Origin of the sequence: Streptomyces sp. NPDC007896 (assembly GCF_042959425.1) — a bacterium.
GTDB lineage: Bacteria > Actinomycetota > Actinomycetes > Streptomycetales > Streptomycetaceae > Streptomyces.
The window spans coordinates 216,621-230,411 of record NZ_JBIBKX010000007.1; the positions used below are offsets into that span (position 1 = coordinate 216,621).

Sequence of the window (13,791 nt, forward strand, 5' to 3'; positions counted from 1 at the left end):
AGAACCCCGTGCCGTGGATGCGTATGCCTCCGTACGATGAGCTCCTGAGGGGTGATCGCGGTGGCCTCGGGCACCGGATCGCCGGAATCCGACGAGGACGGCCCCCATGGAGATGGAATCCCACACCTTCGACAAGCTCGATCTGCAACTGCTGGCCGCGCTGGAACTGGACGCCCGCGCGCCCTTCAGCCGGATCGCGGCGGTGCTGGGCGTCTCCGACCAGACGATCGCGCGCCGCTTCCGCAGACTCTCCGCCGAGGGCGGACTGCGGGTGGTCGCGGTGCGCGACGCCGAACGGCTCGGCCAGAGCCAGTGGATGCTTCGGCTGCGCTGCGCGCCCGACAGCGCGGAGACGATCGCACAGGCGCTGGCCAAGCGGCCGGACACCGCGTGGATCGCACTGGCCTCGGGCGGCACCGAGGTGGTCTGCATGACCCGGCCGCGCAGCCCCGGCGACCGCGACGACCTGCTGCTCGGCAAGCTGCCGCGCACCCCGAGCATCATGGAGATCCGCGCCCACCAGATCCTGAACCGCTTCTTCGGCGGACCGACGGGCTGGGTCAGCAGGTTCGACGCGCTGACGGACGAGCAGATGGCCGCGCTGCGGCCGCGGCTCTCCGCCCCCTCGGGCCCCGTCCGGATCGACCCCGAGGACGAGCCGCTGGTCGCCGCGCTCGAACGCGACGGACGCGCCACCTATCCCGAACTCCAGCGCGCCACCGGCCGTTCCGAGTCCGTCGTCAAGCGCCGCCTCGCCGCCCTGCTCGCCTCCGGCGCCGTGTACGTCGACGTCGAGTACCACTCCGAGACCCTCGGCTACGCCTGCGCCGCCGTCCTGTGGATCACCGCGGCCCCGGCGGCCCTGCACTCCGTCGGCGAGGCCCTCGCCACCCACGACGAGATCGCCTTCGCCGCGGCGACGGCCGGCCCCTCCAACATCGTCGTCACCGCCGTCGCCCGTGACACGGCGGGCCTCTACGCCTACCTCAGCGGCCGCCTCGGCACCCTCGAAGGGGTCCAGCACGTCGAGACGACCCCGTTCCTGCGCCGCATCAAACAACTCACGTACGCGAGACCGACCCGCTAGCCCCGCCACCCCGGAGCAGCCGGTCCCCGCCGCCCAGGATCGCCGCCGCGAGCGCGTCCGCCGCCCCCTGCGCGGACGTACGCCGCTGCCCGTGCACCAGGACGAAGTCGACCTCGCCCAGTTCCGGCAGGCCCGCGCGGTCCGGGACACGGACGAGGCCCGGGGGGATCAGCCCACGAGAGTGGGCCATCACGCCGAGGCCCGCGCGGGCCGCCGCGACGAGGGCGTTCAGACTGCCGCTGGTGCAGGCGATACGCCACGCGCGGCCCTGGCGCTCCAGGGCTTCGAAGGCGAGGGCGCGGGTGATGCCCGGGGGCGGGTAGACGATCAGGGGGACCGGGCGGTCGGGGTCGAGCCGCAGGCGTTCCGCGCCGATCCACACCAGGCGGTCGTGCCAGACCAGCTCGCCGCGCGGGTCCTCGGGCCGCCGCTTCGCCAGCACCAGGTCCAGCCTGCCCGCCGTGAGCTGTTCGTGCAGCGTGCCGGACAGCTCGACCGTCAGCTCCAGGTCCACCTCCGGATGGTCGTACCGGAAGCCCTCCAGGATCTCCGGGAGCCGGGTCAGTACGAAGTCTTCGGAGGCGCCGAAACGTAGTCGGCCGCGCAGGCGGGTGCCCGTGAAGAAGGCGGTCGCCTGCTCATGCACCGCCAGGATGCGGCGCGCGAAGCCGAGCATCGCCTCGCCGTCCTCGGTGAGCTCCACGGAGTGCGTGTCCCGCGAGAACAGCTGCCGTCCCACGGCGTCCTCCAGGCGGCGTACGTGCTGGCTGACGGTGGACTGGCGCAGCCCGAGCCGCCGGGCGGCCTGCGTGAAGCTCAGGGTCTGGGCCACCGCCAGGAAGGTACGCAGTTGGGAGGGGTCGTACACACCGCCCACGTTATCGCGACTCGCGATGACAGTCAGAACGGTATGACGGATTCCCGATCGCGGGCCGGAAGAGGACGATGGAGAGGGCACGACCCGCCCCGGGACCACCCTTGCCCGGGCCGCCCCGTACGACGTCTGAGCAGTGGAGCACCGTGAAACGCCTGCAGTGGCCGAGTTGGATGCCGATCGACCCGTACATCCTGCTGTTGCTCGGGACAGTGGGCCTCGCGGCCCTGCTCCCGGCACGGGGCACGGGCGCCGACGTCGCGTCGGGCGCGTCCACGGCCGCCATCGCCTTCCTCTTCTTCCTCTACGGGGCCCGGCTCTCCACCCGTGAGGCGGTCGAGGGCCTCAAGCACTGGCGGCTCCACGTCACCGTTCTGGCCTGCACCTTCGTCGTCTTCCCGGTGCTCGGCCTGGCCGCCCGCGGCCTCGAACCGGTGCTCCTGACACACAACCTCTACAGCGGTCTGCTCTTCCTCACGCTCGTCCCCTCGACCATCCAGTCGTCGATCGCCTTCACCTCCATGGCCCGCGGCAACGTGCCCGCCGCGATCTGCGCCGGCTCCTTCTCCTCCCTCGTGGGCATCGTCGTCACCCCGCTGCTCGCCGCGGCACTGCTGGGCAACAGCGGCGGCGGCTTCTCCGCGGACTCGCTGGTCAAGATCGTGCTGCAGCTGCTGGTGCCGTTCCTGGCCGGGCAGGTGCTGCGCCGCTGGATCGGGGGGTTCCTCACGCGTCACAAGAAGGTCCTCGGGTACGTCGACCGCGGCTCGATCCTGCTCGTCGTCTACACGGCGTTCAGCGAGGGCATGGTGCAGGGCATATGGCACCAGGTGAGCGCGGTGCGACTGTCGGGACTGCTCGCGGTCGAGGCCGTGCTGCTCGCGGTGATGCTGACCCTCACCTGGTACGGCGCGAAGGCGCTGGGCTTCCACCGGGAGGACCGCATCGCGATCCAGTTCGCCGGGTCGAAGAAGTCCCTCGCCTCGGGGCTTCCCATGGCCAGCGTGCTGTTCGGCGCGCACGCCTCGCTCGCGGTGCTGCCGCTGATGCTCTTCCACCAGATGCAGCTGATGGTGTGCGCGGTGATCGCCAAGCGCCGCGCCCACGACCCCGAGGCGGCTACGACCCCGGTTCCCCCAGTCGCAGCGTCACGAATCGCGGTCGGTACAGCGCCACGTTCCGACTGAGGTTCGCCTGCGCCGAGACACCGCCCGTCGTGTCCAGCCAGTTCACGTCATAGCTCAGGACGAGCCGGTCGCCGTCGCTCAGCTCCGCGTGCACCTGCGGGTTGTACGCGGCCACCTGCCCCTGCGGCAGGGACGGACCGAAGCTCCGGGTGGGCCCGTGCCAGGGGCCGGTCGGCGCGCACGCCCAGTACGAGGTGATCGTCGTCAGGCCCGCGGTGCCCGCCGCCATCGTGAACAGGACGTACGTCCCGCCGTCGCGCACCACCGTGAACGCGCTGCCGACCCCCGTCCGCCGCCCGTCGCCGAGCACCGGCCCCGGCCGTACCCGCACCGCCCATCCGCTGCCGTCCCAGTACTCCCAGGCAGCCGGCTGCCCGAGCCGACCGCGCGGCACCCGGGCCACGTACGCCTGCGAGGCGGGGCGCGAGGCGGCCTGCCCGTCGTCGCCGCCGAAGACATAGGTCCACGCGCCCGCGTCGACCGTCGAGGTGCCGAACAGCACCCGTCGGGAGGGATCCGCCACCAAACTCTGGTCCAGGACCGTGGTGATGCCTTCGAGCCGCAGGTCGGGCAGGGAGAGCGTGGCGACCTCCGTGGACGTGGGCACGCCGTAGATCCAGGGGGCCCGGCCGGCGGTACGGGTCCACAGCAGGACGTGGACGACCTGCTCCGAGGAGCCGGGGGAGCGGGGCTCGACACGGGCCGCGACCGGCCACCGCCACCGCCCCGGCCCCGGGTCCGGGAACACCGGCGTCGGCAGCGTCGTCTCCAGCCGCCCGTCCTTCGACATCACCACGGCCGAGTTCCGCACCAGGGGCGCGCTCGTGTCGCGCCACGCGTACGACTCGCCGACCGGGTTCGGCGGCCCGTGCACCTGGCCCAGATACGTGTCCGAGAACAGCCACAGCACCCGCCCGTCCGGCAGCCGCACCGAGTGCGTGCCGTCGCCTCCGGTCCAGTCGTCGACACGGCTCGCGTCGTCGCCGTACCGGGCGAACTCGCCCGTGAGCCGCGCGTCCGCGCTCCAGGACCGCAGCGTACGGGCCGTGCACGCGCCGCCGCCCTCCCGGTCGTGGTCGGGGAGGGCGGTGAGTAGCACGGCCGCGCAGACCAGGGCGAGCAGGACCCCGAGGCCGGCCCCGGTCCGTCGTCGTCGTGCTCGTGCGTCGTCGGGCACGGACGGGACGTTAGTGTCCGCCGCGCACTTGGTCCATGGGCAGATACAGGACGGTGTCCCGGGTCACTTCCCGGGAGGGCGGCGCGGACAGCTCGTCGTCGCTCAACGCCCGGTCGTAGACGCGTACTTCGTCGATCGCTCCAGTGAAGTACGCCTGGCTGTCCATCCGTTGCCCGACATGGACCCCGAACGGCGAGTTGCGGCTGACCGATCCCGGCACGTCCGCGGCGCCGACCGCCGTACCGTCGACGGAGAGTGTGAGCAGCCCTGCGCTCCTGCGCAGCGCGAGATGGTGCCACTGGCCGTCGTTGTAGGCGCTCGCGGTGCGCACGGAGGCGGAGGTCGGGGCCGCTGCTCCGTTCCTGGTGGTGATGAGCGCGGTGATCCTGTGGGACGCGGGCTCGGCGCGCATCCACACCTGCGGCTGGGTCGTCCCGATCCCGCCCATCCACAGCAGCGGCTGCTCCCCGCCGGTGGCCGTGTAGCGGAACCACAGCGACGCGGTGAAGTCCTTCGTCCCGAGCGGGAGTCGGTCCTGATACGGCAGTCGTACGGCGTCGTCGGCGCCGTCGAACTCCAGCGCGCCACCGCGCACGCCCGCCGTCTCCCGGGCGCCGCCGAGGACCGCGGCCGGCTCGGCGTGCCGGGCGAGGTCGGCGGTCGTCGGGTCGGGGCCGCGGCGCGGGGTGAGCCAGTCCTCGGTGAAGCGGGCGAAGCGGATCTCGTCGCGCGCGTCGACCGCGCCGCCCTCGTACAGCAGCCCCACGGCGCCGTCGCCGATCCGGACCAGGTCGGAGTAGCCCGACCAGTCGGTGGTCACGACCGTGCCGCGGTCCACGCTGTCCCAGGTGCGCCCGCCGTCGTACGAGGAGCGGATCATCATGGTCCTGCGGCGGTCGGGGTCGCCGGGGCAGGCCAGCAGGATGCGGTCGCCGAGGCGGAGTACGGAGCCCTGGACCTGGGGCGCGTAGAGGCCGGGGAGGTCGCGGAAGGGGGCCGTGAAGCTGTCGCCGCCGTCGCGGCTGAGGGTCTGGGTGCGGTGGCCGAGGTCGGTGCCGTCCTGCTCGCGCCCGCTGACGAGGACGGACCCGTCGGCGCGTTCCGTGAGCGCCGGCTCGGACGGCTTCTGGCGGAAGGTGCCGTCGTCCGCGATCGGCCAGGAGTCGCTCGCGCCGATCCGCCAGTGGTCGCCGCCGTCGTCGCTGATGATGAGGGCGGCGTTGTTGGCGGTGACCCGACTGCCGTTCCAGGTCTCGGTGTTGACGCCGAAGACGAGCCGTCCGGCGTGCCTGCCACGGGTCAGCTGGATGCCGTGCACGGGACCGGTGGCGTACCAGGAGTTCCAGTCCGGCGGGAGGATCTCGGAGCTCAGGTCGCGCGGAGCGGACCAGCTGAGGCCGTCGTCGTCGCTGTACTGGAGATGCGGCGTGCGGTCGCAGGGGACGTCGCAACCGCGCCCGTCCGTGCGGCCCGTGTTGTACGTCTCCGCCAGCACGATGCGGCCGGTCTCGCGGTCCACGATCGGGGCGGGGTTGCCGTGAGTGTCGCCCGCCCCCTCGTCGACGACCTGGAGCGGCCCCCAGGTGCGGCCGCCGTCGGTCGACCGCTTGACGACGATGTCGATGTCACCCGCGTCGCCGCAGTCGTGCACGCGCCCCTCGGCGAACGCCAGCAGGGTGCCGTGGGTGCTGCGCACGACGGCCGGAATGCGGAAGCAGGCGTAGCCGGGATCCTGGGAGGCCCTGAAGAGCACCTGTTGCTCGAACAACGCACCGGACGCGTCCGCCGCGTCCGGTGCGTCGGCCCTCGCGGGGTTCGGCAGCGCGAGCACGCACAGTGCGGCGGCCGTGAGGACGGCGGTCAGGGTGGATCTCAGACGTGCGCGGAGACGTGCCGACATGGTGCGACCTGCCCTTCATGCGCCTGGCTGATCCGGACATGGGACATCGGACATCCGACGTCTGATGTGTGTGCCACAGACGCTACTTGGGCCTTCAACGGCCCCACAAGAAGCGAGTGCCGGTCGTGTTCACGCCAAATCTGGGCGCGCAGGTCAGGGGCGCAGCACCACCTTCCCCAGGTTGCTCCGCGACTCGATCGCCGCGTGCGCCTTCGCCGCGTCCTCCAGGGCGAACTCCCCGTGCACGGCGGGCCGCAGGGCTCCCTCCGTGAACAGTCGCCACAGTTCCTCGTGCCACCGCTCGTACCGCCCCGGCTCGTTCCGGGCGATCCGGGCCATCTGGAAGCCGATCACGGACTTGGCGCCCACCAGCAGGTCGTACGCCCGCACGCTCCCGCCGCCCGAGCTGTACGCGACGAGCCGTCCGCCCGGGGTGAGGGCGGTGACGGCCGGGGTGAGCAGATCGCCGCCGACCGCGTCGAGGACGTAGTCGACGGGCTCGCCCCAGTCCTCGGAGCCGTACGCGATCACCTCGTCCGCGCCGAGCCCCCGCACGAACTCCGCCTTGCCGAAAGCGAGCGCGGACACGGCCCCGACGACATGTGACGCGCCCCGCAGCCGGGCGAGTTGGACGGCGAGATGACCGACCCCGCTGGCCGCGCCGGTGATCAGCGCCGACTCGCCGGGTGCGGGGCGCGCCGCCTCCAGGGCGCCGAGCGCGACCAGCCCGCTGCGGACGAGGGCGACGGCGTCGACCGCGCTCGCGCCCGCCGGGACCGGGGTGGCCATGGCCTCGTTCAGCAGGGCGTGATCGGCGTACCCGTGCCCGAAGCAGAGTCCGGTGACGCGGTCGCCCGCCGCGAAGCGGGTGACGCCCGCGCCGACGGCGACGACCTCGCCGGCGATCTCACCGCCGAGCGGGACCGGCTCCACGGCCTCGGTGACCTTGCGGACGACGGGAAGGGTCACGCCGATCGCCTCGGCGCGCACCAGCAGTTCGCCGGGCCCGGCGGCGGGTACGGGGACGTCCTCCAGGAACAGGGGGCCGCCGGTGTGCTCGTATCGGACGCGACGCATCGCACCTCCAGGGGTGAAGGGGCGAGCCCTCAATTCGTTGGGAGTCCCAACGGTATCCGAGATTCATGGGGAAGCCCAACGGTTATTCGCTAAGCTGGTCCCATGCCCGCCTCCGCCCCCCTGTCCGCCATCCGCACCCTCCCCAGCTGGCTCCTCGGTCGCGCCGCCGCCCGCGGCCGTGCCCTCGTCGCCGAGGCGCTGGCCGCCGAGGGACTGAAGATGTGGCACCACGTGGTGCTCTCCGCCGTCTCCGATCTCGGTCCCGTCGCCCAGGCCGAACTGGGTCGCAGCATCCAGCTCGACCCCAAGGACCTGGTCGGTGTCCTCAACGACCTCCAGGACGCGGGCCTGGTCCTGCGCGAACCAGACCCCAGGGACCGTCGCAAGAACGCGGTGTCCATCACCGAGGAGGGCGCGCGCCTCCTCGCGCGCTGCGAGCAGGCGGCGCGCGAGGCCAACGACGCGCTCCTCTCGCCGCTCTCGGAGGACGAGCGGGAGCAGTTCATGGGTTTGTTGATCCGGATTTCCGGTACGGACGGCTGATGAGGGCTAACGTTCCGTCATGACCGCACCCGAAACCGAACCCCGACTCGCCCTCGACCCCGCGCGCACCGCCCTCGTGCTCGTGGATCTGATGGAGCGCATCGTCGGCCTGCCCGTGGAACCCCGCAAGGGCACCGAAGTCCTCGCCGCCGCCGAGGAGTTGGCGGCCACCTTCCGCAAGGCGGGCGCGCTCGTCGTGCTCGTCCGGGGCGAACGGCCCGGGCTGCCCGAGCAGCCGCCCGGAAGCGGACTCGTCGCCGGGCTCGCGGTGGAGGGTGACCTCGAGGTCGTGAAGCGGACCATCGGCGGGTTCCAGGGCAGCGGTCTCGACGAGCGGCTGCGGGAGCGCGGCATCTCCACGCTGGTGTTCGGCGGGATCGCCACCAACCTCGGCGTCGAGTCCACCGCCCGCGCCGCCGGCGACCTCGGCTACGACCTCGTGTTCGCCGAGGACGCGATGGCCGCCCTCACCGCGCCCGAACACCAGGCGTCGGTCCGCCTCGACTTCCCACGCCTGGGCACGGTCGTGACCGTCGCGCAGGTGCACTTCAGCGCGGGCTGAGGCGCGGGGCGGGGCAGGGGATTCCGCGCGGTCACACCAGCACCGTGCCGCTGTCCACGACGACGGTCGAACCGGTGCTGAACCGGCCGCGCATCAGGTAGAGGTATGCCTCCGCCACGTCCTCGGGCTCCCCGGGCCGCCCGACCGGCAGCGACTGCGTGGCGGACGCGAACAGGCCCTCGCGGTCGGCCTCCGGCAGCTCCCGCCACAGTTCGGTGCGGACCACACCGGGGGAGACCACGTTGACCCGGATCGGCGCCAGCTCCAGTGCCAGTGCGCGGGTGAGGGACTCCATCGCCCCGCACAGGCCGGCCGCCACGGTCGTGCCCGGCATCGGACGCCGGCCCGCGGTGCCCGTGGTGAGCACGACGGAACCGCCCTTCCTGATCGACGGGGCACCGTACTTGACCGCCGCGTACGCGCCCCAGAACCGGGTGTCCAGGAAGCGCCGGGCCCGGTCGATGTCCGCGCTCGCCAGCTCCTCCAGCAGCAGCGACTCCCCGGCGGTGAACACCAGGTGGTCGAAGTCCCCGATCCGTGCGAAGAAGCCGCGCACCTCGTTCTCGTCCGTCACGTCGAGCACATGCCCCTCGGCCCCTCCCGGCAGCCGCCGCAGCGCGCTGTCCACGGCCGCCTGCCGGCGCGAGGCGACCACCACGTCCGCCCCCTCCCGTGCGGCGGCCTCCGCCACCGCGAGCCCGATGCCCGCCGTGCCGCCGATGACCACGACCCGCTCTCCTCGCAGACTCATGTCCGGTCCCCTTCCCTCTTCCGCTTTCCTCTTCCGTGCTTGCTTGACGTGTTCCAGCCTGCTGCCGCGGGGAGGCCGTCGTCCAAGACCTGTTTCGGCGTCGGCGATACCCTGAAGGCATCGCCACCGCGACGACGGAAGGGGCGGCCGTGGACCTCGACCTGCGGAAGATCCGCTACTTCGTGGCGGTCGCCGAGCTGCTCCACTTCGGCCGCGCGGCGGAGCGGCTGCACATCGCCCAGCCCGCGCTGAGCCGTCAGATCAGGTCCCTGGAGAAGGACCTGGACGCCGTGCTCTTCGAACGCGACAGCCACGGGGTGCGGTTGACGGACGCGGGAAGACAACTCCTGGACGACGCGGGGCCGTTGCTCTCCACCGCCGATGCCACCCGCCTTCGGGTGCGCCGGGCGGCCCGCGGACCGCGTCGGCTGGTCGTCGGCTTCCGGGCCGGCGTCGTCGTGACCCGCGCCCTGCGCGCCTTCGGGGCCGCCCACCCGGACGTCGAGGCACTCGCCCGCCGCGTCGAATGGGACGACCAGGAGCGGCTGATCCTCGACGGAACCGTCGACCTCGCCTACGTACGCCGCCCCATCCGTGAGCAGGGACTCACGCTGGTGCCGCTGTTCAGCGAGGCACGCGTGGCGATGCTCCCCGCCGACCACCGGCTCGCGGGCAAACCGGAGCTCGCCCTGGCCGACCTGGCGGACGAACCGCGCCTGAGGTACGCCGACCCCGGTCCCGGCGAGCTGCCGATCCGCACCATCGAAGAGAAGTTCGAGTCCGTGGCGAGCGGGGCCGGCATCACGCTCGTACCGGAGTCCGTCGCCGAGCAGTACTCGCGCCCGGACATCACCTACGTACCGGTGCCGGACGCGGAGCGGGACGAGGTGCTGCTCGCCTGGGAGGCGAGCCGGAGCTCGCCCCTGATCACCGCCTTCGCCCCGCTCGCGCCTCTCGCCGACCCGGCGCGGGCGCAGGAGCCGTGAGCCCGGCTGCGGTGGGCTGAGGCGGGGCCCCTACGGCGCAGGGGGCGCTCCCCGCCGGTCGGGACCCCGCCGCCGTGCCGCGGGGAGCCGGTCAGCCCTGGGCGGCCGCGGCCCGCAGGGCGATGCGGTGCTCGCCCGCGTACACGTTCATGGAGGGGCCGCGCAGGAAGCCCACCAGGGTCAGCCCGGTCTCGGCGGCCAGGTCCACCGCCAGCGAGGACGGTGCCGAGACCGCCGCCAGTACGGGGATGCCCGCCATGACCGCCTTCTGCGCCAGCTCGAAGGAGGCCCGGCCCGACACCAGCAGGATCGTGCGGGAGAGCGGGAGGTCGCCGCGTTGCAGGGCGCGGCCGACCAGCTTGTCGACCGCGTTGTGCCGGCCCACGTCCTCCCGTACGTCGAGCATCTCCCCGTCCTCCGTGAACAGGGCCGCGGCGTGCAGACCCCCGGTCCGGTCGAAGACCCGCTGGGCCTCGCGCAGCCGGTCGGGGAGGCCGGCGAGGAGAGCGGGCTCCAGCCGGACCGGGGGAGCGTCGGTGCCGTCGTCGATGGCCCAGCGGGCCGTCGTACGGACCGCGTCCAGGCTCGCCTTGCCGCACAGGCCGCAGGACGAGGTCGTGTAGACGTTGCGCTCCAGCGTGATGTCGGGGAGCACGACGCCCGGCGCGGTCCGGACGTCCACGACGTTGTACGTGTTGGAACCGTCGACGGTGGCGCCCGCGCAGTAGACGATGTTCTGCACCTCGTCGGCCCGGCCGAAGACCCCCTCGCTGACGAGGAAGCCCGCCGCGAGCGCGAAGTCGTCGCCCGGGGTGCGCATGGTGATCGCGAGCGGTTTCCCGTTGAGGCGGATCTCCAGTGGCTCCTCGGCGACGAGCGTGTCGGGGCGGGTGGAGATGGCCCCGTCCCGGATGCGGATCACCTTGCGTCGTTCCGTGACTCGTCCCATGTCCTGATCAGTCCCGGTTCTGTACGTGCTGGTAGCCGAAGCGGCCCTTGATGCAGAGATTGCCGTGGGTCACCGGATTGTCGTGCGGGGAGGTGACCTTCACGATCTCATTGTCCTGCACGTGCAGGGTGAGGTTGCAGCCCACTCCGCAGTACGCGCACACGGTCGTCGTCTCGGTCTGCGCCGACTCGTCCCATGTACCCGCCGCGCGCATGTCGAACTCCGACTTGAAGGACAGTGCTCCCGTCGGGCACACCTCGACGCAGTTGCCGCAGTACACGCACGCCGAGTCGGTCAGCGGGGCGTCGTGCTCGACGGCGATCCGGGCGTCGAAACCGCGCCCCGCGACCGAGATGGCGAAGGTGTTCTGCCACTGGTCGCCACACGCGTCGACGCACTTGTAGCAGAGGATGCACTTGTCGTAGTCGCGGACGTAGAGGCCGTTGTCGATCTTCGGCTCCTCGTCGAGGCGCGCCGCGTCGGGGCCGAAGCGGTCCGGTTTCGCCTCGTACTCCTTGATCCACCCGGCCACCTGCGGGGTGGTCGACAAGTCGACCGAGGAGGCGAGCAGCTCGATGACGATCTTGCGGCTGTGGCGGGCGCGCTCGGTGCCCGTCCGTACCGCCATGCCCGCCTCCGCCTTGCGGGAGCAGGCCGGGACGAGGGTCCGGGCGCCCTCCAGCTCGACGACACAGACCCGGCAGGCGTTCTTGGGGGTGAGCGTGTCGCCCTGGCAGAGGGTGGGGACGTCCTTGCCCGCCGCCCGGCAGGCGTCGAGGATCGTCGAGCCCTCGGGAACCCTGACCTCCTGCCCGTCCAGGGTGAACTCGACGAGCCGACGCGGCACTCCCAGCGGTATCGCGGTCATTCGTAGGCCCCCAAGCGGTCGATCGCGGATTCCACGGCGTTCCACGCGGTCTGCCCGAGACCGCAGATCGAGGCGTCCCGCATCGCGCGGCCGACCTCCCTGAGCAGGGCGACGTCGTCGGATGCCGCCGCGCCGGTCCGCTCGGCGATCCGGTGCAGCGCCTCCTCCTGCCGTACGGTTCCGACCCGGCACGGCACGCACTGCCCGCACGACTCGTCGCGGAAGAACTCGGCGATGCGCAGCAGGAGGCGGGGGAGCGGGACCGTGTCGTCGAAGGCCATGACCACACCTGAGCCGAGGGTCGTGCCCGCTGCCCGGGTGCCCTCGAAGGTGAGCGGGATGTCGAGTTCGTCGGGCCGTACGAAACCGCCCGCCGCGCCGCCGAGCAGCACCGCGCGCAGCCGCTCGCGCACGCCCGCCAGCTCCAGCAGCTCGCCCAGCGTCACCCCGAACGGCAGTTCGTAGATTCCGGGCCGGTCCACGCTGCCCGACACGCAGTACAGCTTCGGGCCGGTGGAGCCCGGGGTGCCGATCGCCGCGTACGCCTCGGCCCCCTTCGTCAGGATCGGCAGGACGTTCACCAGGGTCTCGACGTTGTTCTCGGCAGTGGGTCTGCCGAACAAACCCTTCTCCACAGGGAAGGGCGGTTTGGAACGCGGCTCTCCTCTGTACCCCTCGATCGAGTTGAACAGGGCGGTCTCCTCGCCGCAGATGTACGCGCCCGCGCCCCGCCGGATCTCGATGTCGAAGGCGTACCCCTGGCCGAGGACGTCCTCGCCGAGCAGGCCACGCGCGCGTGCCTGCCCGATGGCGTGCTCCATGCGGCGCAGGGCGCGCGGGTACTCGCCGCGCAGATAGAGGTAACCCTTGTGCGCGCCGACGGCGTACGCCGCGACCGTCATCGCCTCGACGAGGGCGTACGGGTCGCCCTCCATGACGACCCGGTCCTTGAAGGTGCCCGGCTCGGACTCGTCGGCGTTGCACACCAGGTAGTGCGGACGGTCGGGCTGGGACGCCGTGGCCTGCCATTTGCGGCCGGTGGGGAAGGCGGCGCCGCCGCGCCCGACCAGACCCGCGTCGGTGACCTCGCGGATGACCCCGGCCGGCCCGAGTGCGAAGGCCCGCCGCAGCGCGGCGTACCCGCCGTGTGCCCGGTAGTCGTCGAGCGAGGTGGGGTCGACCACCCCGACACGGCTCAGCAGCACGAGCGAGGGATCGCCCGCCTGGGGCACCGCGAAGGCCGCGGGCGGCTCCTCGGGCGCGGAGTCGGGGGCGCTCGCCGCCTGCGCCGCCCACGCGACGGTGGTGGGCGCCGACACGGCCGTACGCACCGGATCGCCCGCCCTGACCGCGAGGGCCGCCGGAGCGCGCTCGCACAGACCCAGGCAGGGGCTGCGCTCGACGCCGACGCCGCTGCCGGGCCCGAGGAGGGCCTCGACCCCGGCACACAGCTCCGTCGCGCCCTCCGCCGCGCACGCGAGGTCCGTGCACACGTGCAGCACGGTCGCGGGGCGCGGTTTCACCGAGAACATCGCGTAGAAGGTCGCGACCCCGTACGCCTCCGCCGGTGGCACGGTCAGCCTGCGGCACAGGTAGTCGAGCGCGCCCTCGCTGATCCAGCCGATCCGGTCGTTGACGGCGTGCAGCCCCGGCAACAGCAGGTCGCGGCGTTCGCGCGCCTCCCGGCCGCCGCGCGCCCACCTGAGGTCGGCGGCCCTCATCTCATCGCGCGCGGCGCCCTCCCACGAGGACTCCGCAGGACCGAGCAGCGCGTCGATCGCCGCCCGCTCCTCGTCCGTCGGTTTGCTGTCACCGAAGTGCAGATCCACC

General features: G+C 72.6%; 13 protein-coding genes. 5 read left to right on the forward strand and 8 right to left on the reverse strand.

Going from position 1 to position 13,791, the window contains the following annotated elements:
• Positions 1–106: 106 nt before the first annotated feature.
• Entirely contained in the window at positions 107–1,087 is a 981-nt protein-coding gene (locus ACFZDJ_RS23680) for an AsnC family transcriptional regulator (RefSeq protein WP_391061188.1), read from the forward strand.
• Here ACFZDJ_RS23680 and ACFZDJ_RS23685 read toward each other — a convergent pair.
• Complete coding sequence (locus tag ACFZDJ_RS23685; RefSeq protein ID WP_181649193.1) at positions 1,062–1,955, reverse strand: LysR substrate-binding domain-containing protein; 894 nt, start codon at positions 1,953–1,955, stop codon at positions 1,062–1,064. The two genes, ACFZDJ_RS23680 and ACFZDJ_RS23685, sit on opposite strands and share 26 nt — an antisense overlap.
• Positions 1,956–2,134: 179 nt before the next feature.
• Here ACFZDJ_RS23685 and ACFZDJ_RS23690 point away from each other — a divergent pair, with 179 nt between their 5' ends.
• The gene (locus ACFZDJ_RS23690) at positions 2,135–3,148 is read left to right on the forward strand and encodes a bile acid:sodium symporter (protein ID WP_391061694.1); all 1,014 of its coding nucleotides are present in this window, start codon (positions 2,135–2,137) and stop codon (positions 3,146–3,148) included.
• On the opposite strand, the gene ACFZDJ_RS23695 is transcribed toward ACFZDJ_RS23690, so the two are convergent.
• The 3 genes from ACFZDJ_RS23695 to ACFZDJ_RS23705 form a co-directional block, all read right to left on the reverse strand.
• A complete protein-coding gene (locus ACFZDJ_RS23695; protein WP_391061190.1) occupies positions 3,081–4,325 on the reverse strand; it encodes a hypothetical protein in 1,245 nt (414 codons plus the stop codon). The two genes, ACFZDJ_RS23690 and ACFZDJ_RS23695, sit on opposite strands and share 68 nt — an antisense overlap.
• Before the next feature lie 10 nt (positions 4,326–4,335).
• Positions 4,336–6,225: an exo-alpha-sialidase gene (locus ACFZDJ_RS23700; RefSeq protein WP_391061192.1), complete on the reverse strand. Its 1,890-nt coding sequence runs from the start codon at positions 6,223–6,225 to the stop codon at positions 4,336–4,338.
• Between the two features lie 153 nt (positions 6,226–6,378).
• Entirely contained in the window at positions 6,379–7,302 is a 924-nt protein-coding gene (locus ACFZDJ_RS23705; protein ID WP_391061194.1) for a zinc-binding dehydrogenase, read from the reverse strand.
• A gap of 102 nt (positions 7,303–7,404) precedes the next feature.
• Between ACFZDJ_RS23705 and ACFZDJ_RS23710 the strand changes: the two genes are divergently transcribed.
• Both ACFZDJ_RS23710 and ACFZDJ_RS23715 read left to right on the forward strand, forming a co-directional pair.
• Positions 7,405–7,845, forward strand: a complete 441-nt coding sequence (locus tag ACFZDJ_RS23710; RefSeq protein ID WP_384910226.1) for a MarR family winged helix-turn-helix transcriptional regulator — start codon at positions 7,405–7,407, stop codon at positions 7,843–7,845.
• Between the two features lie 19 nt (positions 7,846–7,864).
• Positions 7,865–8,407 (forward strand): isochorismatase family protein, encoded by a 543-nt coding sequence (locus ACFZDJ_RS23715; protein WP_168513259.1) that lies wholly within the window; start codon positions 7,865–7,867, stop codon positions 8,405–8,407.
• A 31-nt stretch (positions 8,408–8,438) separates the two neighbouring features.
• Here the strand turns inward: ACFZDJ_RS23715 and ACFZDJ_RS23720 are convergent, their stop codons facing one another.
• Positions 8,439–9,158 (reverse strand): SDR family oxidoreductase, encoded by a 720-nt coding sequence (locus ACFZDJ_RS23720; RefSeq protein WP_391061197.1) that lies wholly within the window; start codon positions 9,156–9,158, stop codon positions 8,439–8,441.
• Between the two features lie 149 nt (positions 9,159–9,307).
• Between ACFZDJ_RS23720 and ACFZDJ_RS23725 the strand changes: the two genes are divergently transcribed.
• Complete coding sequence (locus ACFZDJ_RS23725; protein ID WP_391061199.1) at positions 9,308–10,144, forward strand: LysR substrate-binding domain-containing protein; 837 nt, start codon at positions 9,308–9,310, stop codon at positions 10,142–10,144.
• A gap of 91 nt (positions 10,145–10,235) precedes the next feature.
• Here the strand turns inward: ACFZDJ_RS23725 and fdhD are convergent, their stop codons facing one another.
• Genes fdhD through ACFZDJ_RS23740 form a run of 3 tightly spaced genes read right to left on the reverse strand, consistent with a single transcriptional unit; the run spans position 10,236 to position 13,790 of the window.
• Entirely contained in the window at positions 10,236–11,093 is an 858-nt protein-coding gene (fdhD, locus tag ACFZDJ_RS23730) for a formate dehydrogenase accessory sulfurtransferase FdhD (protein ID WP_391061201.1), read from the reverse strand.
• 7 nt (positions 11,094–11,100) lie between these two features.
• Entirely contained in the window at positions 11,101–11,961 is an 861-nt protein-coding gene (locus tag ACFZDJ_RS23735; protein ID WP_391061203.1) for a 2Fe-2S iron-sulfur cluster-binding protein, read from the reverse strand.
• On the reverse strand, positions 11,958–13,790 hold the full coding sequence (locus ACFZDJ_RS23740; RefSeq protein ID WP_391061205.1) for an NADH-ubiquinone oxidoreductase-F iron-sulfur binding region domain-containing protein: 1,833 nt from the start codon (positions 13,788–13,790) through the stop codon (positions 11,958–11,960). Before ACFZDJ_RS23740 ends, ACFZDJ_RS23735 begins: the two co-directional genes overlap by 4 nt.
• Position 13,791: the final 1 nt, after the last annotated feature.

Bases quoted from the DNA above. Each gene is read 5' to 3' on its own strand.
- ACFZDJ_RS23700 (WP_391061192.1), bottom strand. From the start codon at position 6,225: ATGTCGGCACGTCTCCGCGCACGTCTGAGATCCACCCTGACCGCCGTC.
- ACFZDJ_RS23690 (WP_391061694.1), top strand. From the start codon at position 2,135: ATGCCGATCGACCCGTACATCCTGCTGTTGCTCGGGACAGTGGGCCTC.
- ACFZDJ_RS23720 (WP_391061197.1), bottom strand. From the start codon at position 9,158: ATGAGTCTGCGAGGAGAGCGGGTCGTGGTCATCGGCGGCACGGCGGGC.
- fdhD (WP_391061201.1), bottom strand. From the start codon at position 11,093: ATGGGACGAGTCACGGAACGACGCAAGGTGATCCGCATCCGGGACGGG.
- ACFZDJ_RS23710 (WP_384910226.1), top strand. From the start codon at position 7,405: ATGCCCGCCTCCGCCCCCCTGTCCGCCATCCGCACCCTCCCCAGCTGG.
- ACFZDJ_RS23705 (WP_391061194.1), bottom strand. From the start codon at position 7,302: ATGCGTCGCGTCCGATACGAGCACACCGGCGGCCCCCTGTTCCTGGAG.
- ACFZDJ_RS23715 (WP_168513259.1), top strand. From the start codon at position 7,865: ATGACCGCACCCGAAACCGAACCCCGACTCGCCCTCGACCCCGCGCGC.
- ACFZDJ_RS23735 (WP_391061203.1), bottom strand. From the start codon at position 11,961: ATGACCGCGATACCGCTGGGAGTGCCGCGTCGGCTCGTCGAGTTCACC.
- ACFZDJ_RS23680 (WP_391061188.1), top strand. From the start codon at position 107: ATGGAGATGGAATCCCACACCTTCGACAAGCTCGATCTGCAACTGCTG.